The following is a 19,260-nucleotide window of genomic DNA, read 5'->3' as shown; positions in this document are numbered from 1 at the left end:
CCTCCTTCTCAATTGTTGTTATTCCGGCCAAAGCGCCCGGCGTTCAGAGGCGATGTGTTGGCGGGAGGTCTTGCGGCGAGTGCAGTGCGCCCCCCTCCCCCTTGCGGGGAGGGGTTGGGGGTGGGGGTGCCCGGAATGCGATGCTGATGAGTTGGGCGATTCCTTAGAGCTGCAGCGTGCCGGACGTGACGTCACATGGAGAGCTGTGCGCGTGGACCCCCACCCCCGACCCCTCCCCGCAAGGGGGAGGGGGGCACACCGCGTTCGCGGAGGTGATCTCCTGCAACAATTCTCAGACGCATTCGCAAAATCCGCGCGCATCATGCCGGCTCCCTGGTCGCATCGAGCCAGGCGCGGACGCGGGCGTCGGGGTCGGGGTTCTGCGTCACGTCGCTGACGACGGCGATGGAGTCGGCGCCGGCGGCGAAGATCTCCGCGGCCTGCTCCAGCTTGATGCCGCCGATCGCGACCAGCGGGATGGTGCCGACGCGCTTCTTCCACTCGGTGATCTTCGCGATGCCCTGCGGGGCGAAGCGCATCGCCTTCAGCGTCGTCGGGAAGATCGGGCCGAGCGCGACGTAGTCCGGCTTAGCGGCGAGCGCGGTCTCCAGCTCGGCATCGTCATGCGTCGAGAGGCCGAGCGTCAGGCCGGCCTCCTTGATCGCGGCGACGTCGGCGTCGGCGAGGTCCTCCTGGCCGAGATGGAGGTGCTGCGCGCCGGCAACGATCGCGGCGCGCCAGTAGTCGTTGACGATCAGCTTCGTCGCCGTGCCCTTGGTGATCGCCAGCGCGTCGGTGACGATCTGCAGCGCCTCGCCGTCGTTGAGGTCCTTCGCGCGCAGCTGCACGGTGCCGACGCCGAGCCTGGTCAGGCGCTCGACCCAGGCGAGGCTGTCGACGACGGGATAGAAGCGATCAGGATACGGCATGCCAGAACGGTGTCCCAACGACAGGGGTGGAGGGCGAGGCGAAATCGCGGGCGTCGATCAGCCCGGCCTCGTAGGCGGTGCGGCCGGCTTCGACCCCGAGCCGGAAGGCGCGGGCCATCGCCACCGGGTCGGCAGCCTTGGCAATCGCCGTGTTGAGCAGCACGGCGTCGTAGCCGAGCTCAAGTGCTTCCGCCGCGTGGCTCGGCGCGCCCAGGCCGGCGTCGACCACCAGGGTGATATCGGGCAGGCGGTCGCGCAGCAGCTTCAGCGCGTCGCGGTTGATGATGCCCTTGGCCGAGCCGATCGGCGCCGCCCAGGGCATCACGACCTTGCAGCCGGCATCGACCAGCCGCATCGCGACCGTGAGATCCTCGGTGCAGTAGGGGAACACCTCGAAACCGTCCTTGATCAGGATATCAGCGGCTTCGACGAGACCAACCACGTCGGGCTGCAGGGTGTCGTTGTCGCCGATCACTTCGAGCTTGATCCAGCTCGTGCCGAACAATTCGCGCGCGAGCTTCGCCGTCGTCACCGCCTCGCGCACGCTGCGGCAGCCGGCGGTGTTCGGCAGCACGGTGACATCGAGCGCGTTGATCAGCTTCCAGAACGCATCGCCGGTCTTGCCGCCGGCGGCCTCGCGCCGCAGCGACACGGTGACGATCTGCGCGCCCGAGTCGCGGATCGCGTCCTGCATGATCGCAGGCGAGGGGTAGAGCGCGGTGCCGATCAGCAGGCGGGAGGCGAAAGTCTTGTCGTAGAAGGTGGGCATCAATGGTCTCCGTCATGTCGGACGGTGGTCGCCGCAACGAAGCCTGTCATCCCCGCGAAAGCCGGCGATGACAGTGGTGGTTGTGGCGCGAGCTCCATGAGCATCACCCTCCCTGCCGGGGGGTGATGATCTCGATCTCGTCGCCGGTCTTGAGCTGCGTCTCGGCCCAGCGACTCTTCGGCACCACGTCGTAGTTCAGCGCGATCGCGAAATGGGTGCCTTCGTAGTCGAGCTCGGAGAGCAGCGCGGCGACGCTGGTCGCGCTGATGTCGCGGGCCTCGCCATTGACGGTCACGCGCATCGCATCACCTCGTTGTCGATCTGGCCGTGCGCGAGATAGTTCAAGGTCGCCTGCGCCAGCGCCGGCGCGATCAGGAAGCCGTGGCGGTAGAGGCCGTTGACGCGGATCTCGCGCTCGCCCTTGATGGTGATGCGCGGCAGATTGTCGGGATAGGCCGGCCTGAGCCCCGAGCCGAATTCGAGGATGCGCGCCTCGCCGAACGCCGGATGCACCGAGTAGGCGGCACCGAGCAATTCCAGCGCCGAGCGCAGGCTGACGCCGGTGTCCTCGGCCTCGAGTGACGTCGCCCCCAGCATGAACAGGTTGTCCTCGCGCGGGATCAGATAGAGCGGGAAGCGCGGATGCATCAGCCGCACGGGCCGCGCGAGCTGCACCTCGGCGGTCTCGATCAGGATCATCTCGCCCTTGACGCCGCGCAGCTCGGGCTCGGCGTCGCGCGCCTCCAGCCCGCGGCAGTCGATCACGAGGCCGTCGAGATCGTCAGCCGTGACGTCGCTGTTGAACAGCACGCGGCCGCCAGCCTCGACGATGCGCTGATGCAGCTTAGGCAGCACGCGGCGTGGCTCGACATGGCCCTCGGTCGGATAGAACAGGCCCTCGCGGAAGCGGCCCTCCAGCGACGGCTCCAACGCCGCAAGCTGCTGCGCGTCGAGCCGCTGATAGCCGGAGGTGCGGCGGGCGAAGCGGTCGTAGTCGGCGCGGTCGCGGGCATGCGCGATCACCAGCGAACCGTTGAACGGCGTGTCCGGCAGCTCGCGCCGCCAGATGTCGAGCGAGGCGAGCCCGAGCCGGCTGATGATCGGCTCGGCGACCTCGCTCTCGCAATAGGGCGCCAGCATGCCGCCGGCCCAATGGCTGGTGGAGAGCATCAGATCGGCGTCGCTGCGCTCGTGCAGCGTGACCTCGCGGCCCGCGCGCGCGAGCAGCAAGGCTTGCCAGGCACCCGCGATGCCCGCACCGATGATGGAAACGGGGACATCCCCGCGCGTGGTTGTCTGCTGCATCCCTGTCCCTTCGCCGGCATGACCCGGATCAGGTTCAAAGGGTCACCGCATCACGCTGCGGTATCTCAGCTCCCCTCGGAGCTCCCCTCGGAACGCACTTAAAATAGACCGATATCCCTCCGTGTCAACGGAGTGTCACGGAAAGACAAAGCCGGTGTCCCTTGGAACCAATGGCGATCAGTGCGCCCGCGCGTGGCGGCCGGTTGCAATCTTCGGGGTGATGTCGAGCGGGCCGCTCGTCCGCTCGGAGCGGCCGGCGGGCCGCGCGTCGGCCAGGCGCTGCCGCTTGGCCTCCTCGTAGTAGCCCCTGGCGAAGTAGAGCACGGCGCGGTCGTGATCGCCGCGGGCGGCACGATAGGCGCCGGCGAGATAGCGCACGCCATAGGTGAGATTGGTGTTCGGATCGTGCAGGCCCTGTGCGTCGCCGGTGTAGCCCAGGCCGCGCGCGGTGCCGAGCTTGATCTGCATCAGGCCGATGCAGCCGCAGCGGCCGACCAGGTCCTTCTGGTATTTGCTCTCGCGCACGATGACGCGGTGGATCAGCGATTCCGGAATGTTGTTGGCGGCGGCGTGCACCGCCACCAGCGCGTCGATGTGCGGATGGCCGGTGTCGATGTGGCGGGGCTTGGCCTCGGCCGCCCCGCGCTCGGCCTCGCGGGGCTCGGCCGCAGCGGCCGGGATGGCATCGGTGTCGGCGGGGGCTGAGGCATTGGCGTCCATCGGCGGCGAGGTGTCGGCGCTGCTGACGGCCTCGATCGCCTCGACCTCGCGCGCGGCCTTGGTCACCGCGCTGCGTGCCGCCAGCTCCCTGGTTCCGTCAGAGCGGACATGGGCGAGCTTGACCTTGCCGGCTTTCGGTTTGGCCGCACTGTCCGATGCGGTGCTCGCATCATCGGCAGCCATTGCAGGCGGCACGGGACCAGCCATCGCGAAGCCTGCAATGCAGGCCGTCAGCACAAGACGTCTCATGTGTCAGGATCCCCCGGGAACCACACGCATGCCGAGTAGCCCCCCAGCACGCGCTTTACACTTTGCACACCGTAATTGGCGCAAACGCCGGGCGATAATGTGGCAAGAATGGGGCGGTGACTCCGGGCAAGTGCGGATGCTCCGGTGGTTTACCGCGAATTATGCCGTTCATGCTTGGCTGGCGGCGCAATTTTGCGAACGGGGCCCTGCCGCGATGACGCTGTCCGTCACCCACACCGAAGCGACCGCCGGGCGCGCGCAGGCGCTGCTGCCACTATGGGTCGGCGCCGGCGTCTATGCGCTGCTGCTGATCTCCGGCAACCGGCTGCTCAACGATCCCGACACGCTGTGGCAGATCACGGTGGGGCAGTGGATCATCGACCATCGCGCGGTCCCCGAGGTCGACGTCTATTCCTTCACCATGCGCGGCGCGCCCTGGATCTCCACGCAGTGGCTGGCGCAGGTCGCCTATGCCGCCGCTTACACGTTCGCCGGCTGGACCGGGCCGGTGGTGCTGGCGGCCTCGGTGACCGCGCTGTCCTTCGCGCTGTTCGCGCGCGCCCTCGGTCGGCATCTGCGCGACGCCACGACATTGGTGTTCGTGGTCGCGGCGTTCCTGCTCTGCCTGCCGCATCTGCTGGCGCGGCCGCATGTGCTGGCGTTTCCGATCCTGGTCGCCTGGATCGCCGGACTTGTCGATGCGGCCGATCGCAGGGCTGCGCCGCCATGGCAGCTGGTGCCGTTGATCGCGCTGTGGGCCAATCTGCATGGCGGATTCGTGTTCGGCCTGTTCTTCATCGCGCCCGCCGCGCTCGACGCGCTGGTGAATGCCGATCGCTCGGTCCGCTCCGGCCTTGCGCTGCGCTGGGCCGGGTTTGCGGCGCTCGCGCTGGCGGCGAGCTGCTGCACGCCCTATGGCTGGAATGCGCTGCTGGCGTCGCAGAAGATCCTCTCGCTGGGCCAGGCGTTGCCGTTGATCGTGGAATGGAAGGCGACCGACTTCCAGGGGCTCGGTCCGTTCGAGATCTGCCTGCTGATCGCCATCGGGGTCGCGCTGTTCCATGGTCTCAGGCTGCCTCCGGTGCGGATCCTGATGCTGCTCGGCCTGCTGCACATGGCGCTGGCGCAGGCGCGCGCGGCGGAGATCCTGGCGTTGGTCGGCCCGCTGGTGCTCGCCGCACCGCTCGCGCGGCAGGCGGGCGCGTCGCCCGTGCTGCCGCCGGGGCGCGCGTCGGGAGCGGCGCTGACGGCGGCAGTGATGCTCGCGCTCGGCGCCGGCACGGTCGCCTCGGCTTCGATCCTGAACTACACGCCGAACATGCGCGGCACCCCGGTCGCGGCCGTGACCGAGCTGAAGAAGCTCAACCTCACGCGGGTTCTCAATGACTATGATTTCGGCGGCTACCTGATCTCAGCCGGTGTCGCGCCGTTCATCGACGGCCGCACAGAGCTCTATGGCGAAAAGTTCTTCGTCGATCACAACGCCGCGTCCGGCCTGATGGAGCCGGACAATCTGTTCCGCCTGCTCAAGGACTACGGCATCGAGGCGACCCTGCTGCGCACGCAGAGTGCTGCGACCAAGCTGCTCGATCACGTCGACGGCTGGCAGAAGGTTTATGCTGACGACATCGCCACCATCCATCTGCGCAAGGCGGGTGCCCGTCATGTCGCGGAACCGGCGGTCTCTCCGGCGGCAATTGAATCAAACGCGTTGATCCCATCTCCGTGAGGTCGGATGTCGCGCGGCATCCCGGCGCGTGCAAAACAACCGCCGCGCGGCTAAGATCAGGGCCGTCAGTTCGACAGCATGCCTGACTCATTCAAGAAGACTGAACAGAGAGGGAGCGCGTCATGGCCGTGAAGGCAGCCGACGATCATTCACCCAGCATCGACCATTCATTCGATATCGACGCGATGCCATCCACGGTTCGCGTCGTGGATCTGCCGCGCAACAATCCCTGCGCCCAATGTGGCGAGGCGATCGCATTGCCGTCCTGGGTCGAAAAGGATGGCCGCCGCACCGCCTATCTCTGGCACTGCCGCCTCTGCGACTATCGCTACGAAACCATCGCCTTCTATGCCGAGTCCGTCGACGAGAACGGCGCGATGGCGGCGTAGGCTCGATTGACTATTGCGGGTCGTTGCAGCGCTGACGGTCGGCTCCCTCTCCCCGTTCTTACGGGGGCGCGACGAGCTTCGCTCGCGCTGAGAGGGTTGGGGGGAGGGCAGACCCACGGGAAGCGCCGATGGGGAGATCTGTACCCTCTTACCCGGATCGCAACTGGCGATGCAATCCGACCTCACCCCGCAGGCGGGGGAGAGGTGAAACCGAGCTAGCAGCAATAGGCTTACACCAGCTCCAGCCAATGTAGACCTGTTAGTCGGGCTCCCGTGCTAGGCGCGGCGGTGCGGCTTGGCGATGTGAGCGACGTCACCCGGATCCCCCGAACGTCACAAAGTGACACTGCCGCGGCGCACTGAGGCTGCTTGTCGCGCAGCATGACGAAATCGTGGTTCCCGCGGAACGCCGACTGTCCATTGCCGTTCTCTCGTCACCATCCACCTAGAGGAGACACCACATGATGATGAAGACTGTTGCGGCCGGCCTCGCCGGTTCCCTGCTGCTCGCGACCGCCGCCTTTGCTGCGGAGAGCACCACCACCACAACCAACACCACGATCAAGAGCGACACCACCGTCGCGTCCTATCAGGGCGACTGGCGCAGCTCCAAGCTCGTCGGCGTGAAGGTCTACAACAACAACAACGAGAATGTCGGCTCGATCGACGATCTGCTGATCGACAAGAGCGGCGCAGTCAAGGGCGTCGTGATCGGCGTCGGCGGCTTCCTCGGCATGGGTGAGCACCTCGTCGCTGTCTCGTTCGATCAGGTCAAGTTCTCGGACCAGCCGGTTCAGGCCAACACCGCCTCCAACGCTCCGGCCTCGGGCAAGGCGACCACGCCGCCGGCCACGACGACCGGCGCCGCCACCGGCACTTCGTCATCCTCGTCGATGAGCTCCTCGAAGAATCGCTGGTATCCCGACCATGCGATGATCAACGCCACCAAGGACCAGCTGAAGTCGATGCCCGAGTTCAAGTACTCGGAGTAAACGGCGTCACTGACGTCTAGCTGACTGCCCAAGCGGCGCGCCCGGATCCGTCCGGGCGCGTTCGCGCGTCATGCTGCGGGGCGCAAGGTGGTCTGGCCGAGCGGCAGCTCGATGCGGGCGATCAGTCCGCTTGGCTTGCGATCGTGCAATGACAGCTCGCCGCCATGCGCCTGGACGATCGCCTTCGCGATCGAGAGGCCCAGGCCGAACCCGGTGGCCTCGTCCATGTTGCGGGCATCGTCGCCGCGCACGAAGGGCTCCAGCATGTCGGGCTTGCGCGCATCGGCGATCCCGGGTCCATCATCCTCCACGTCGATCGTCAGGCACTTCCCCGACGCCACCAGTCTGATGACGGTTTCCTTGCCGTACTTCACGGCGTTCTCGACCAGGTTGGTGACCGAACGCATCAGGTCGTCGGGACGCACCGTCGCCATCGCGTGCGCCGGGCCGATATAGGTGACGCTGTGGCCGACATCGGCGAATTGGTCGGCGACGAGCTGAAGGATGCTCGCGATATCGACCAGCGTCATCGGCTCGAGCTTGCGGCCGTTGCGCAGGAATGACAGCACCGAGCCCAGCATCGCATGCATCTGATCGAGATCGGCCAGCATGCGATTGCGCTGCAGCTCGTCCTCGACGAACTCACAGCGCAGCCGCATGCGGGTCAGCGGTGTCCGCAGATCGTGGCTGATGGCCGCCAGCATCTTGGTCCGGTCGTTCATCAGCGCCGTGATGCGTTGGCGCATACGGTTCAGGGCGCGCGCCAGCGACCGGATCTCTTCCGGTCCGCGCTCGGGCAGGGCAGTGGCATCGCCATCGAGGCTGAAGCTCTCGGCAGCCTTGGCGAAGCTCGACAGCGGTGAGGTCAGCGCGCGGGCCGCCCACAGGCCGAGCAGTGTCGTGCTGATCAGCGCGAACATGATCGTCGTCAGCCATGGGGCGCCCCAGAACGGTGGCCGGTGCGGCCGGTCGGCCATTCGAGCCGAAACCATGTTGCCATCGGGCAGAGCGAAGATGACGGTGCGCGTCTGGGAGCCGGGCGGCGGCATGAAGACGCGATAGCCTGGGCCAAGGCCACGAAAGCCGCCTGGACCGTGAGGCCGTCCGTCGGCGAGCTCCGGAGGGGCCGGCCGTCGCTCGTCGCCACCGGTCCCGGCCTCGACGTCGGGGCCGGCCGGCTCGCGCCGGCGGCCGGAAGCACCCGGCAGAGGCCCCACGTGAGGCTTGAGCTCGAACTCAGGATAGGCGCGGGCAATGTCGGAGATCAGTCGAGGCCGTTCGGCAGCGGGCGCGCGTCCAAGAATGCGGATGGCGGTCGCGAGCTGAAGTGGCCCGACTTCGTTTTCGGGGTCGGGCTGCTCGGCGCGATAGATCAGGAACGTCGCCGTGATGATGGCATGGAGCGCCACGATCGAAATGGCGACCAGCGCCGTGATCTGGCCGCGGATTCCCTTGAGGTTGAGAAAGCCGAACGACATCATGACATCGCCATTCGATCGGGCCGGTCAATGGCTTTGCGGGCCAGTCACCACCTCGACGACGGGTGTGAACATGTAGCCGCCGGAGCGCACGGTCTTGATCATGGTGGCCTCCTGCGGGTCCGGCTCGATCTTGCGGCGGATGCGGCTGACCAGCACGTCGATCGAGCGCTCGAACGAGCCGGCGCTGCGGCCCTGCGTCAGGTCGAGCAGGCTGTCGCGCGACAGCACGCGGCCCGGCCGCTCGCAGAAGGTGCGGAGCAGATCGAACTCGGCGCTCGTCATCGCGACGCGTGCGCCTTCGGGATTGCGTAGTTCGCGCAGCCGGAAGTCGATCGTCCAGCCGAGGAAGCTCAGCGCCGTCGCGCCTTCGGTTGCGCTCGCCGTCATCGCGGCCGCCTGCCGGCGCAGCACCGCGTTGATGCGGGCGAGCAGCTCGCGCGGATTGAACGGCTTTGGCAGATAGTCGTCGGCGCCCATCTCCAGTCCGAGGATGCGGTCGACGTCCTCGCCGCGCGCGGTGAGCATGATGATCGGCACCTGCGATTCCGCGCGCAGCTTGCGGCACAAGGTCAGGCCGTCCTCGCCGGGCAGCATGACGTCGAGGATCAGGAGATCGACACGGTGGTCGCCCATGATGCGGGTCATCTCGCGGCCGTCGGTCGCGGTGGTCACGTTGCAGGCATTGTTGCGCAGATATTTCGCGATCAGCGTCCGCGTCTCGCGGTCGTCCTCGACGACAAGAATGTGTGGTTGTGTCTGGGCCATACCGACAAGTGACCTAGAATCGCGGCGTTTTGCGAAGAATTTTGTTACGGAATATTTCCTGCGACGGGCGCGCGGAAAGGGCCCGACAACGTCTCTCTGCGCCGTGTTGCGGAATTCGTGAGGGCGCGTCAAGCCTCGCGAAACGTATGGCCTCGGGGCCGCCGCACGCTCGCGCGATACGGCTGCATCGGGTTACCGGAAACGGCGCGGACATTCGTAAGTGTCGCCAGACCAGGGCAGGTCCGATTGAATCATTGCCGGTCGTTGCACGGTCCGCAAACGCGTGCAGCGACGGGATGCGACGTTCCGAAACGGCCCGTCACAGTCCTGGCAATGTATTGACTCGAACCGACATCGTGCCCTCCGCCGAGGCGATCACGCGCAGCACGGTGGCGTCGAAGGCGATGTCGGTCAAAGCGAGGTTGTTGATGTCGGTGTCGACGCGGATGCCGTTCTCGTTCTTCTGCAACTCGGAAATCGCGGTCGCGATCTTGTCGCGGACATTGTCGGCGAACGGCTTGAGATCGACCACCGACCGCTCTAGCAGCGCGCGTTGCAGATGTGGCACCACGGCGCGCGCGGCGGCGCCGAGCAGGCCGAACGCCGCGTCGGATTCGACGGCGAGCTGCAGGTCGGACAGCCGCAGGATCTGCTGCGCCTGATCGACCATCGGCCGTCCCCAGATGTGCACCGTCGCGTCGGCGCCGAGGCCGAAGAAGCTCTCCTTCTCTTTTCCCTTCACCTGCAGCGAGATCAGCAGCCGGTTGCCCGAGGGCACGACGGTCGCATGCTTCACCGTGACCGTGACCGGGCCGGAGCCGTCCTCGGGGAACGTCCGCCCGGCGAGCTGCGAGTCGACGAGCTTGCTGAGCTCGGTGAATGGGACATCGATCGGAACCGCGACGTTGACGGTGCCCGCGGTGGGCGGAACGATCGTGATCTTGTCCGGGAACGGGCACTCCGGCTTGGTCTCGGCTGCCGTGACCCGGGTCTCCGCCTCGATCCCCATGGTGACGCTGACGACGTTCGCATCGATCGCGGGCTGCGCGGCCAGCGCCCGTGTCGGCTTGATCTCGAGCCAGACGGCGGGCAGTCCCGGCGTGGTGCCCTGAAGCGGCACCGAGCGGCAGGCGCGGGCCCACTGCGCCTGCGCCACGCGCCGCATGGTCGGGTCCTTGCGCAGCCTGTCGCTGAGCGCGCTGAGCTGGTCGTTGACGGTCTTGTCTATGACCGGCTTCATCTGCGCGGGCACGTTGACGCGGGCGCCGGCGACGGTCAGCGCGGTGTCGCCGAGATTGACCTGGGCGGTGAAGTTCGGCTCGACATACCAGGAGGCGGCCAGCCGTGGCCGCATCGCGATCAGGACGTTGCCCTTGATGTCGGCGGTGGCGTTCAGGTTCTTGATGTTGATGCCGCCAATCTGCTTGGCGGCATCCGCGCCGAGCAGGCCGCCGATGGCGTCGCCGAGCGCGCCGGTCGCTTTGGCGGACAGCGATCCGGTGACGTTCAGCCGGCCCGAGAGCGGCGTCGCCAGCGACAAAGTGTCCTGGGTGCCGGTGGCGGCGATGGCGCCGCGGGTGACCGTCCAGCCGATGTCGGCATTCTGCAGGATCTGGTTGACGGGGTTGTCGGCCTTGCCGGAGAAATTGCGCGGCGTGGCCTTTTCGGCGGCGTCACGAATCGCGCCGAGCGAGATCGATACCGGCGTCATGATGATCGAGTTGCGCGTGGCCGGCGGCAGCGGCGGCAGTTGGGTCAGCTGCGGCGCCGGCGTGCTGCCCGAGAACAGAAACACCTCCACGATGATGATGCCGATCAGCACGACGGCGGCAAGGCCGGCGGCGCCGATCAGGATCAGCCGCAGCCGAGGCGGCGAGCGCCGCGGCGGCCGCTGCGTTTTCGGGGCGAGCGGATGCGGCCTGCTCTGCCAATCCGGTCGCGGTGTCGGAAGGTTCATGTCGGATCCACGGACTCCAACTGCCGCGCCGGCCCATGCCGGAAGCGGCGAGATCGCGGTTAATACAAGATTGCCGAGCTTACAGGGCCGGACGGAGGCGCGCCAGGGCAGCCCGTGACGCGGACCATCATCAATCGGCCGTGATGGTGAACGGCGGCATGCGCGCAAAGAAATGACCGCCGCGGCTTTCGGGCCTCGGCGGTCCAGTCAGGGAGGATCCGGGAGAAGGAACGAGCGGTGCGGCCCGCGCAGGTCAGCGGGTCATGCGGCCGAGATCGGCGCGGCGCTCCATCGGCAGCACGATCACCTTGGCGCCGACGCTGACGCGGGCATAGAGGTCGATCACGTCCTGATTGGTCAGACGGATGCAGCCCGACGACACATGCGTGCCGATCGTCTCGGGCGCGTTGGTGCCGTGAATGCGGTAGACGGTGCCGCCGAGATACATCGCGCGGGCGCCGAGCGGATTGCCGGGACCGCCGGCCATGTGACGCGGCAGATAAGGCTGGCGCGCGATCATCTCCGGCGGCGGCGTCCAGTCCGGCCATTCCGCCTTCCTGGTCACCGACTGCACGCCGGACCAGGTAAAGCCGTCGCGGCCCACGCCGATGCCGTAGCGCATCGCCTGGCCGCTGCCGAGCACGTAGTACAAATACTTGTTTGGTGTGTCGATGATGATCGTGCCGGGTGCCTCGCGGGTGGCGTAGCTCACGACCTGGCGGCGCAGGCGCGCGGGCATCTCATAAGCGGTCGCCTCATCCTCGCGCGGCGTGATCAGTTGCGGCGTCGTTGCCGGCGGCTCGTAGGTCGCCATCGGCGGCGGCAGCAGGAAAGGGAACGGGAGCGGGGCCGGAGGCGCGGCTTGCGTCGGCGTTGCCGCAGCGAACGTACCGACGATCAGCGCAGCGAACAGGATGCGGGATCGCGAACCGACTGTGCCTGACGTGAACATGGACGTCCCCTCGTTTGATCGCTTGGTGCGCGCCGTGCTTGTCTCGACCGGCGTCGTCAAAATCAGTTGCCTGCCATCATTCTCTGCGGCGCATTGACCCGCGCCCGATGTTGCAACTCATAGGGGAGAAAAGTTTCGTTGCGTTTGCGCGCTGCGCGCAAAAAGGTTTCGTCGGCTTAACCGTTTGTTTCATGACGGTTTCACGACAGCAGCCGCGCGGGACAGCCACAGATCGCGGGGAAAACAGCAGTTGGCGGGCAAAAAGACCCTTCGACAGTTCGATGACGTCACACGCCTGAAATAACAATGTCGGAATTTGCGGCTGTTCAGAATCGCTGCAACTTTCCGGATCGCCTTATGCGGATCTTAATCGCAACCGACGCCTGGCACCCGCAGGTCAACGGCGTGGTGCGCACGCTCACCTCGCTGGCTCGCGCGGCCGCCGGCCTCGGCGCCGACATCACCTTCCTCACGCCGGAAGGCTTTCCGTCGTTCGGCGTGCCGACCTATCCGGGCCTGCGGCTCGCCGTGACCAACGGCCGCGAGATCGCCCGGCGCATCGAGGCGGCGGCGCCGGATGCGATCCACATCGCCACCGAAGGCACGATCGGCTGGGCGGTGCGCCGCTACTGCCTGCGCCATGGCCTGCCGTTCACGACGTCCTACACGACGCGCTTTCCGGAGTACGTCGCTGTGCGCACCGGCATTCCCGATGCCGTCGGCTATTGGGTGATGCGCCGCTTCCACGACGCCGCCGCGATGACCATGGTCGCGACCAATTCGCTGAAGCAGGACCTCGCGTCGCGCGGCTTCAAGCGGCTCGGCTTCTGGACCCGGGGCGTCGATACGAAGCTGTTCAATCCGGACGCGCCGGTCGCGCTGGATCTGCCGCGTCCGGTGTTCATGACCGTCGGCCGCGTCGCGGTCGAGAAGAACCTGGAAGCCTTCCTTGCGCTCGACCTGCCGGGCTCGAAGGTGGTGATCGGTAACGGCCCGCAAAAGGCGGAGCTGGAGCGTCGCTTCCCGGCGGCGCATTTCCTCGGCGAGAAGACCGGCAACGATCTGACCGCGCACATGGCGGCCGCCGACGTCTTCGTGTTTCCGAGCCTGACCGATACATTCGGCGTCGTGCAGCTGGAGTCGCTGGCCTGCGGCACGCCTGTCGCGGCCTTCCCCGTCACCGGTCCGCTCGACGTCATCGCCGATCATCCGATCGGGGCGATCGACAGGGACCTGCGCGCCGCCTGCCTGAAGGCGCTGACGATGTCGCGCGAGACCTGTCGGGCATTTGCGCTCGACCGCTCCTGGGAGAACAGCGCGCGCCAGTTCATCGGCAATCTCGCCGTGCTGCAGCCGTCCCGCGTCGTGCGTCCGACACCGGTGCTGGCCGGTCAGAGCGCCGTGCGCGGCTGACGGCGAACTTTGCGTCACTCCATCAATTCCAAACCCAAGTGAGATGTAACGATGGCAGAAACCATGAAGCTCGGCGGCGCGCGGGAGCTCGACTTCGATCGCGAACAGGTCGAGCAGGCCTATGACCGCTGGGCACCGATCTACGACCTCGTGTTCGGCGGCGTGTTCGAGAAGGGCCGCAAGGCCGCGATATCAGCCACGAACAAGCTCGGCGGGCGCGTGCTCGAGGTCGGCGTCGGCACCGGCATCTCGCTGCCGCTCTATGCGCCGCATGTCCGCGTCTTCGGCACCGACATCTCCGAGGCGATGCTCGGCAAGGCGATGCGGCGCGTCGCCGACCAGCGGCTGAAGAACGTCGAGGGTCTCGCGGTGATGGACGCCGAGCAGCTCGACTTTCCCGACGATTCGTTCGACGTCGTTATGGCGCAATATGTCGTCACCGCGGTGCCGAACCCGGAGGTCGCGCTGGACGAGTTCGCGCGCGTGCTGCGCCCGGGCGGCGAACTGATCATCCTGACCCGCGTCAGCGCCGATGACGGCCTGCGCCGGGTGATCGAGCAGGCGCTGCAGCCGGTGGTGCGCCGGCTCGGTTTCCGTACCGCCGAGTTCGGCTGGTCGCGCTACCTGCGCTGGCTCGCCGGCGCCGAGCGCATGGAGCTGGTCGAGCGCCGCCTGATCCCGCCGCTCGGCCATTTCTCGCTGGTCCGCTTCCGCAAGCTGGAGCGTGCCGCCGCGGCCTGAAGCCGCGGCCGCCCTCTATCGCCCTGCGACGTTCTACGTCGTCCGAAACGTTTCGCTGCGTCCGATCGCATGACATCTTGATGATGTCATGCGATCTACACCGAATCCCTGTAAACGACCTGCAACTCATTCTTCGGAGCAACCATGATCAAGCATTTCCTGGAGCAGCTGCGGATCCAGCGCTGGGACGACCATCGCTACTATCATCACAGCCGTATCAACCAGAGCCTCCACTTCGTCAGCGCGCTCAGCTTCATGATCGCCTACGTGATGATGGTGTTCGACCCGCTGGTCTCGGCGCTGATCGGCTGGCTGGTGTCGATGACCTCGCGCCAGGCGGGCCACTTCTTCTTCGAGCCGAAGGGCTACGACCACGTCAACCAGGCGACCCACGAGCACAAGGAAGAGATCAAGGTCGGCTACAACCTGCAGCGCAAGGTCGTGCTGATGTCGATCTGGGCCGCGGCCCCGGTGGTGCTCTATCTGCAGCCGACCCTGTTCGGCCTGCTGCCGCCCTGGACCTCGGCGATGGAATTCGTGCGCGAGACCGCCAAGCTGTGGCTCGTGATCGGCATCGGCGGCCTGCTGTTCCGCACCATTCATTTGTTCTTCATCCGTGACGTCGAGACCGGTCTCGTCTGGATGACCAAGATCATCACCGACCCGTTCAACGATTTCATGCAGTACCGTGCGGCTCCGCTGGCGCTGCTGCGTGGCGAGCTGATCGACCCCGGCCTGCACCTGATGAACGAAGGCCTCGAAGAGCAGCACGCCTGAGCCGGCCGCTGCGTCAGAGTTGCGCGATGCCCGGGCCGGTCCCGGGCATCGGTGTTTGTGGGGAGCTGTGAGGTGAAATCGAGCGAGCTTGCAGCCATGCGGCACGTGCCACCCTCCCCTGGAGGGGGAGGGTCGACGCGTGCGAAGCGCGCGTCGGGGTGGGGTGATCTCTCCACTTGCTCACCCGCACCTCATGTGCGGACAGGCCGTCACCCCACCCCGGCGCGCATTTCGCTTCGCTCATGCGCGCCGACCCTCCCCCTTCAGGGGAGGGTGGTTGCGCCGTCAGCGCCCGACCACGGCGCCGAGCATCTCTTTCAGAATCTGCCGCTTGATCGCCTTGTTGGTGAGCGTGCCGTCGTTCCACCACCAGCCGTCCTGCTTCATCTTCTCGGCCGCCGAGACGAAGCGCTTCGTCACCTCGGCAAAATCGGCGTCGGTGTAGTTCAGGCTGAAGATCAAGCGGCCGGTGCCGACCCAGCTCAGCGCCAGGCCCTCGGCACGCAGGTAGTATTGCAGCATCCAATTGTAGCGCGACGGCACGGTGTATTCGACCAGCCAGATCGAATGCATATTGGAGACGCGCACCGGCAGGTCGTGCTCGGCCAGCGCGGTGTTGAGCTGCGCGGCGCGGCCGTTCCAGGTTTCATCCAGGCCGTCGTAGATGGCGCGGAAGTTCGGGCTGTCGAGCCGGCTCAGGAATTCGTCCATCGCCGCCATCACATAAGGATGGGAGTTGAAGGTGCCACGGGCGAAGCAGATGTCGGCCGGGCGGTCGTCGCGGAAGCGGCGCATCAGCTCGCGCTTGCCGCAGACAACGCCGATCGGCAGGCCGCCGCCGAGGCTCTTGCCGTAGGTCACCATGTCGGCCTTGACGCCGAAATACTCCTGCGCGCCGCCCGGCGCGAGCCGGAAGCCGAGGAACACCTCGTCGAACAGCAGCACGATGCCGCGCTCGCTGCACACCTCGCGCAGCTGCTTCAGCCAGGCGGTGTAGGCTTCGCGGTCGTAGCGACCCTTGCGCGAGGAATCGACCAGCGCCGAGTCGCCGGGCGCATTGCCGTTCGGATGCAGCGCCTGCAGCGGATTGACCAGCACGCAGGCGATGTCGCGCCGCGTGCGCAGGACGTGCAGCGTGCGCTCGGACATCTCGGCCAAGGTGTAGGTCTCGTGCGGCGCGATCGGGTTGCCGACGCCGGGCTGTACGTCGCCCCACCAGCCGTGATAGGCGCCGGCGAACCGGACCAGATGCGTGCGGCCGGTGTGGTAGCGGGCGAGCCGCACCGCCTGCATCACCGCCTCGGTGCCGGACATGTGGAACGAGACCTCGTCCATGCCGGACAGCTCGGTCAGGCGCTTCACATTGTCGGCGACGACCGGGTGATAGAGCCCGAGCACCGGGCCGAGCGCGCTCGCGCGCCGCTCGGCGGCCGCGATGCACTCCTTGTAGAAGTCGTAGCCGAAGATGTTGACGCCGTAGGAGCCGGTGAGATCGTAGAACCGGTTGCCGTCGAGATCGGTCAGGGTCACGCCGGAGGAAGCCTGCATGAACGAGCCGGCGCCGAGCTGCTCCTTGACCAGACGGCTGTACTGGAACGGGACCCGGTAGCTCTGGGTGAACTGCAGGTCGGAGATGCGGCTTGCGGCTTCCGCCGTCAGCGCGCGGCTCTTGGTGAACTTCTCCTGGAACAGCGCGCCGAGTCGGAAGAAGCCGTCCTGGCGCTTCGTGGCGACCGCCCGCGGTGCGCCGTCGGAGCGGAAGAAGTCGTCGATCTCGAACTCATAGCGCGGGATCAGCCTGGAGATCCGGCGCGACATCTTGGAATGGCCGGCCAGCGAGCGGTGCTTGGCGCGCGACAGCTCGATGCGGGCCTTGACCTTCGGGACCATGGCGGCCGTCACGGCAGCGCCAACGGCGAGCGATACATAAGGAATCGAGTTTTCCATCATGTCCAAAAGCGCTAACCCCTCCTGCTGACAGATTCATGACAGTCAAAAGCCTGATCGCCTCCGTCACCCAACAGGAAGACCTCAACTTCCTGCTCACCAACCGCGTGCCGCGCGCCGCGCTGACCCGCTTCATGGGCTGGTTCTCCAAGATCGAGAACCCGCTCGTCCGGGACGCGTCGATCGCGCTGTGGAAGCTGTTCTCCGACCTCGATCTCTCCGAGGCCAAGGAGAGCCGCTTCAAGAGCCTGCACGCCTGCTTCACGCGCGAGCTGAAGCCCGGCCTGCGGCCGTTCGATCCCGATCCCGCCATCGTGACCAGCCCGTCCGACGGCATCATCGGCGCCCACGGCCTGATCCGCGACGGCGAGCTCTACCAGATCAAGGGCGCGCCTTATTCGCTGCGCGAACTCGTCGCCGGTCCCACCGTGGTCGAGACCCATCGCAACGGCTGCTTCGTCACCTTGCGTCTGACCTCGAGCATGTATCACCGCTTCCACGCTCCGGCCGACATGACGATCGAGCATGTCAGCCTGATCCATGGCGATGTCTGGAACGTCAATCCGATCGCGCTGAAGCGGGTCGAGCGGCTGTTCTGCAAGAACGAGCGCGCGGTGATCCGCACGCATCTTGCCTCCGGCGAGCCGTTCACGATCGTGCCGGTGGCGGCGATCCTGGTGGCGAGCATCCGCCTGCATGCGCTCGACCGCGTATTGAACGCGCAGACCGAGCGGCCGCTCGCCTACGCCTGTAACAACAATGTGCGCAAGGGCGACGAGCTCGGCTGGTTCGAGCACGGCTCGACCATCATCCTGCTCGCGCCCGGCAACTTCACGTTCTGTCCCAATGTCACGGAGGGTGCTCACATCCGCGCCGGCCAGCCACTGTGGCGCAGGCGCGTCGCCGCCGGATGAATGTCAGGTCCACGCTTGCGGAATCTCGATTTCGGCGTTGCGCAGTCCTATATCGGAGCGTTCAACTGGCGAATCGGACCGCGGGAGTTGCGGTCGTTGCGGCTCGGGAGAGGCGATGGCGAGAGCGCCGATCATGGCGGCAGGTGGCATCGTGCTGCGGCGGGAACAGCCGCCGCGCATCGCGGTCGTGCGCCTGCGCAAGCGCGACGAATGGGTGCTGCCGAAGGGCAAGCTCGACGACGGCGAGACGCCGCGCGACGCCGCCAGGCGCGAGGTGCTGGAGGAGACCGGCCACAAGGTCACCGTGCATGAATTCCTCGGCACCCTGGTTTACGATACCGGCACGCGTGCCAAGGTCGTGCACTATTGGCGCATGGAAGCGGCCGGCGAGCCGTCGCAGCCGCTGATGGACGATGTCCGCGCCGTCGACTGGCTGCCGCTCGATGCGGCGGTGGGGCGGCTGTCGCGCGATCATGAGAAGACGTTCCTGGAGACCGTCGGGCCGTACGCGCTCGCAGGTCTGATCCGCAAGACCAAGGCGAAGTCCGCGCCCGAGGTGGTGGCGAAGACCGCCGCTGACAAGAAGCCGGTCGAGAAGGTCGCAGCGGAGACGGCGGCGGTCGCGGCAAAGCCTGCAACCGCCAGGAAGCGCCGCAGCCGGGTCGTGGAGCAGCCCGCCCCAGCGCCGGCTCCGGAGATCGCCGACCTCGCGATCGCAGTGCCGGGCGAGCAGCCCGCCGAAGCCGTGCTTGCGGCTGCGGCGCCCGACCTCGGTCAATCCGAACCGACTGCTTCGGATCCGGCGGCAGTGCCGGTGGAGGCCCACCCGGTCCCGATGGCGGCCGAACCCGCTGCAAGCGCGCGTGAGCCGGCGGACCTCGAGCGTATCGAGGCCGTGGCCGCAGCGATCAAGTCGCTCGTGCCGAGCAAGGCCGCGCCGGATGCCGAAAGCAGCCCGAGTAAGGACAGGCCGTCGGACGTGCCGAATGCCGGCGCAGAAGCCGCTGCGCCGCGCGAAGACGTGGCCGCCGCGGATGCGGAGGCGCTGGATGGTGCGCCACGCCGCAGCCTGGCACAGAAGATGCGGGCGTGGCTCGGCCGCGCCGCCTGAGTCTGGTTGACGAAACGATTGATCGGCAAGCGGTTCTGCCGTGCACATTCTGCGCGTGCCGGCTGAGCAATTCCTGCTGTCCGCTGTTCGAAAATTGCCAAGAACCATTCGCGCCATCGC

18 protein-coding genes and 1 riboswitch are annotated in these 19,260 nt (G+C 66.9%); of the genes, 8 read left to right on the top strand and 10 right to left on the bottom strand.

Annotated elements, in window-relative coordinates; all coding sequences use genetic code 11:
- Nucleotides 1–320 precede the first annotated feature (320 nt).
- The 5 genes from ACQR0U_RS24925 to ACQR0U_RS24905 form a co-directional block, all read right to left on the bottom strand.
- Nucleotides 321–929, bottom strand: coding sequence for a thiamine phosphate synthase (locus ACQR0U_RS24925; RefSeq protein ID WP_434844527.1), 609 nt, complete (start codon nt 927–929; stop codon nt 321–323).
- The gene (locus ACQR0U_RS24920) at nt 916–1,698 is read right to left on the bottom strand and encodes a thiazole synthase (RefSeq protein ID WP_434872303.1); all 783 of its coding nucleotides are present in this window, start codon (nt 1,696–1,698) and stop codon (nt 916–918) included. The genes ACQR0U_RS24925 and ACQR0U_RS24920 overlap by 14 nt, the downstream gene beginning before the upstream one ends.
- A gap of 103 nt (nt 1,699–1,801) precedes the next feature.
- Complete coding sequence (gene thiS / locus ACQR0U_RS24915; RefSeq protein ID WP_315750253.1) at nt 1,802–1,999, bottom strand: sulfur carrier protein ThiS; 198 nt, start codon at nt 1,997–1,999, stop codon at nt 1,802–1,804.
- Nucleotides 1,990–3,003 carry an FAD-dependent oxidoreductase gene (locus ACQR0U_RS24910; protein ID WP_315717817.1) on the bottom strand — a complete coding sequence of 338 codons (1,014 nt, stop codon included), beginning with the start codon at nt 3,001–3,003 and terminating at the stop codon, nt 1,990–1,992. Before ACQR0U_RS24910 ends, thiS begins: the two co-directional genes overlap by 10 nt.
- A riboswitch (TPP riboswitch) is annotated at nt 2,991–3,101 on the bottom strand. (Overlaps the previous gene by 13 nt.)
- A gap of 79 nt (nt 3,102–3,180) precedes the next feature.
- Entirely contained in the window at nt 3,181–3,972 is a 792-nt protein-coding gene (locus tag ACQR0U_RS24905) for a lytic transglycosylase domain-containing protein (RefSeq protein ID WP_315827106.1), read from the bottom strand.
- A gap of 214 nt (nt 3,973–4,186) precedes the next feature.
- Here ACQR0U_RS24905 and ACQR0U_RS24900 point away from each other — a divergent pair, with 214 nt between their 5' ends.
- The 3 genes from ACQR0U_RS24900 (at nt 4,187) to ACQR0U_RS24890 (ending at nt 7,082) form a co-directional block, all read left to right on the top strand.
- Nucleotides 4,187–5,701, top strand: coding sequence for a hypothetical protein (locus ACQR0U_RS24900; protein ID WP_434872302.1), 1,515 nt, complete (start codon nt 4,187–4,189; stop codon nt 5,699–5,701).
- A gap of 122 nt (nt 5,702–5,823) precedes the next feature.
- Entirely contained in the window at nt 5,824–6,090 is a 267-nt protein-coding gene (locus ACQR0U_RS24895; RefSeq protein WP_315717814.1) for a hypothetical protein, read from the top strand.
- A gap of 461 nt (nt 6,091–6,551) precedes the next feature.
- Entirely contained in the window at nt 6,552–7,082 is a 531-nt protein-coding gene (locus ACQR0U_RS24890; RefSeq protein ID WP_315750256.1) for a PRC-barrel domain-containing protein, read from the top strand.
- 68 nt (nt 7,083–7,150) lie between these two features.
- Here ACQR0U_RS24890 and ACQR0U_RS24885 read toward each other — a convergent pair whose 3' ends face one another.
- The 4 genes from ACQR0U_RS24885 to ACQR0U_RS24870 form a co-directional block, all read right to left on the bottom strand.
- Nucleotides 7,151–8,563, bottom strand: a complete 1,413-nt coding sequence (locus ACQR0U_RS24885) for an ATP-binding protein (RefSeq protein WP_315750257.1) — start codon at nt 8,561–8,563, stop codon at nt 7,151–7,153.
- 24 nt (nt 8,564–8,587) lie between these two features.
- Nucleotides 8,588–9,328: a response regulator gene (locus ACQR0U_RS24880; protein WP_315717811.1), complete on the bottom strand. Its 741-nt coding sequence runs from the start codon at nt 9,326–9,328 to the stop codon at nt 8,588–8,590.
- Between the two features lie 319 nt (nt 9,329–9,647).
- Nucleotides 9,648–11,285: a DUF4403 family protein gene (locus ACQR0U_RS24875; protein WP_315717810.1), complete on the bottom strand. Its 1,638-nt coding sequence runs from the start codon at nt 11,283–11,285 to the stop codon at nt 9,648–9,650.
- A 253-nt stretch (nt 11,286–11,538) separates the two neighbouring features.
- Nucleotides 11,539–12,237, bottom strand: a complete 699-nt coding sequence (locus tag ACQR0U_RS24870) for a L,D-transpeptidase (RefSeq protein WP_315717809.1) — start codon at nt 12,235–12,237, stop codon at nt 11,539–11,541.
- Nucleotides 12,238–12,594: 357 nt separating this feature from the next.
- Here ACQR0U_RS24870 and ACQR0U_RS24865 point away from each other — a divergent pair, with 357 nt between their 5' ends.
- The 3 genes from ACQR0U_RS24865 (at nt 12,595) to ACQR0U_RS24855 (ending at nt 15,168) form a co-directional block, all read left to right on the top strand.
- Complete coding sequence (locus ACQR0U_RS24865) at nt 12,595–13,650, top strand: glycosyltransferase family 4 protein (protein WP_315750258.1); 1,056 nt, start codon at nt 12,595–12,597, stop codon at nt 13,648–13,650.
- Between the two features lie 51 nt (nt 13,651–13,701).
- The gene (locus ACQR0U_RS24860; RefSeq protein WP_315717807.1) at nt 13,702–14,391 is read left to right on the top strand and encodes a class I SAM-dependent methyltransferase; all 690 of its coding nucleotides are present in this window, start codon (nt 13,702–13,704) and stop codon (nt 14,389–14,391) included.
- A gap of 144 nt (nt 14,392–14,535) precedes the next feature.
- On the top strand, nt 14,536–15,168 hold the full coding sequence (locus tag ACQR0U_RS24855) for a hypothetical protein (RefSeq protein ID WP_315717806.1): 633 nt from the start codon (nt 14,536–14,538) through the stop codon (nt 15,166–15,168).
- Nucleotides 15,169–15,453: 285 nt separating this feature from the next.
- Here ACQR0U_RS24855 and ACQR0U_RS24850 read toward each other — a convergent pair whose 3' ends face one another.
- Nucleotides 15,454–17,118, bottom strand: coding sequence for an aminotransferase class III-fold pyridoxal phosphate-dependent enzyme (locus ACQR0U_RS24850; RefSeq protein WP_434842860.1), 1,665 nt, complete (start codon nt 17,116–17,118; stop codon nt 15,454–15,456).
- 35 nt (nt 17,119–17,153) lie between these two features.
- On the opposite strand from ACQR0U_RS24850, the gene asd reads away from it, so the two are divergent.
- Together asd and ACQR0U_RS24840 are read left to right on the top strand one after the other, a co-directional pair.
- Nucleotides 17,154–18,029, top strand: coding sequence for an archaetidylserine decarboxylase (asd, locus tag ACQR0U_RS24845; RefSeq protein ID WP_434842861.1), 876 nt, complete (start codon nt 17,154–17,156; stop codon nt 18,027–18,029).
- A gap of 115 nt (nt 18,030–18,144) precedes the next feature.
- Nucleotides 18,145–19,140: an NUDIX domain-containing protein gene (locus tag ACQR0U_RS24840; RefSeq protein WP_315717804.1), complete on the top strand. Its 996-nt coding sequence runs from the start codon at nt 18,145–18,147 to the stop codon at nt 19,138–19,140.
- Nucleotides 19,141–19,260 lie beyond the last annotated feature (120 nt).

This window comes from Bradyrhizobium sp. HKCCYLRH3097 (genome assembly GCF_051167875.1).
In the GTDB taxonomy this organism is placed as follows: Bacteria; Pseudomonadota; Alphaproteobacteria; order Rhizobiales; family Xanthobacteraceae; genus Bradyrhizobium.
This window is presented reverse-complemented; position numbering and strand designations above follow the sequence as displayed.

What these genes read in the sequence shown, in the direction of transcription:
- ACQR0U_RS24925 (WP_434844527.1), bottom strand. Translation starts at nt 929, where the DNA reads ATGCCGTATCCTGATCGCTTCTATCCCGTCGTCGACAGCCTCGCCTGG.
- ACQR0U_RS24920 (WP_434872303.1), bottom strand. Translation starts at nt 1,698, where the DNA reads ATGCCCACCTTCTACGACAAGACTTTCGCCTCCCGCCTGCTGATCGGC.
- thiS (WP_315750253.1), bottom strand. Translation starts at nt 1,999, where the DNA reads ATGCGCGTGACCGTCAATGGCGAGGCCCGCGACATCAGCGCGACCAGC.
- ACQR0U_RS24910 (WP_315717817.1), bottom strand. Translation starts at nt 3,003, where the DNA reads ATGCAGCAGACAACCACGCGCGGGGATGTCCCCGTTTCCATCATCGGT.
- ACQR0U_RS24905 (WP_315827106.1), bottom strand. Translation starts at nt 3,972, where the DNA reads ATGAGACGTCTTGTGCTGACGGCCTGCATTGCAGGCTTCGCGATGGCT.
- ACQR0U_RS24900 (WP_434872302.1), top strand. Translation starts at nt 4,187, where the DNA reads ATGACGCTGTCCGTCACCCACACCGAAGCGACCGCCGGGCGCGCGCAG.
- ACQR0U_RS24895 (WP_315717814.1), top strand. Translation starts at nt 5,824, where the DNA reads ATGGCCGTGAAGGCAGCCGACGATCATTCACCCAGCATCGACCATTCA.
- ACQR0U_RS24890 (WP_315750256.1), top strand. Translation starts at nt 6,552, where the DNA reads ATGATGATGAAGACTGTTGCGGCCGGCCTCGCCGGTTCCCTGCTGCTC.
- ACQR0U_RS24885 (WP_315750257.1), bottom strand. Translation starts at nt 8,563, where the DNA reads ATGATGTCGTTCGGCTTTCTCAACCTCAAGGGAATCCGCGGCCAGATC.
- ACQR0U_RS24880 (WP_315717811.1), bottom strand. Translation starts at nt 9,328, where the DNA reads ATGGCCCAGACACAACCACACATTCTTGTCGTCGAGGACGACCGCGAG.
- ACQR0U_RS24875 (WP_315717810.1), bottom strand. Translation starts at nt 11,285, where the DNA reads ATGAACCTTCCGACACCGCGACCGGATTGGCAGAGCAGGCCGCATCCG.
- ACQR0U_RS24870 (WP_315717809.1), bottom strand. Translation starts at nt 12,237, where the DNA reads ATGTTCACGTCAGGCACAGTCGGTTCGCGATCCCGCATCCTGTTCGCT.
- ACQR0U_RS24865 (WP_315750258.1), top strand. Translation starts at nt 12,595, where the DNA reads ATGCGGATCTTAATCGCAACCGACGCCTGGCACCCGCAGGTCAACGGC.
- ACQR0U_RS24860 (WP_315717807.1), top strand. Translation starts at nt 13,702, where the DNA reads ATGGCAGAAACCATGAAGCTCGGCGGCGCGCGGGAGCTCGACTTCGAT.
- ACQR0U_RS24855 (WP_315717806.1), top strand. Translation starts at nt 14,536, where the DNA reads ATGATCAAGCATTTCCTGGAGCAGCTGCGGATCCAGCGCTGGGACGAC.
- ACQR0U_RS24850 (WP_434842860.1), bottom strand. Translation starts at nt 17,118, where the DNA reads ATGATGGAAAACTCGATTCCTTATGTATCGCTCGCCGTTGGCGCTGCC.
- asd (WP_434842861.1), top strand. Translation starts at nt 17,154, where the DNA reads ATGACAGTCAAAAGCCTGATCGCCTCCGTCACCCAACAGGAAGACCTC.
- ACQR0U_RS24840 (WP_315717804.1), top strand. Translation starts at nt 18,145, where the DNA reads ATGGCGAGAGCGCCGATCATGGCGGCAGGTGGCATCGTGCTGCGGCGG.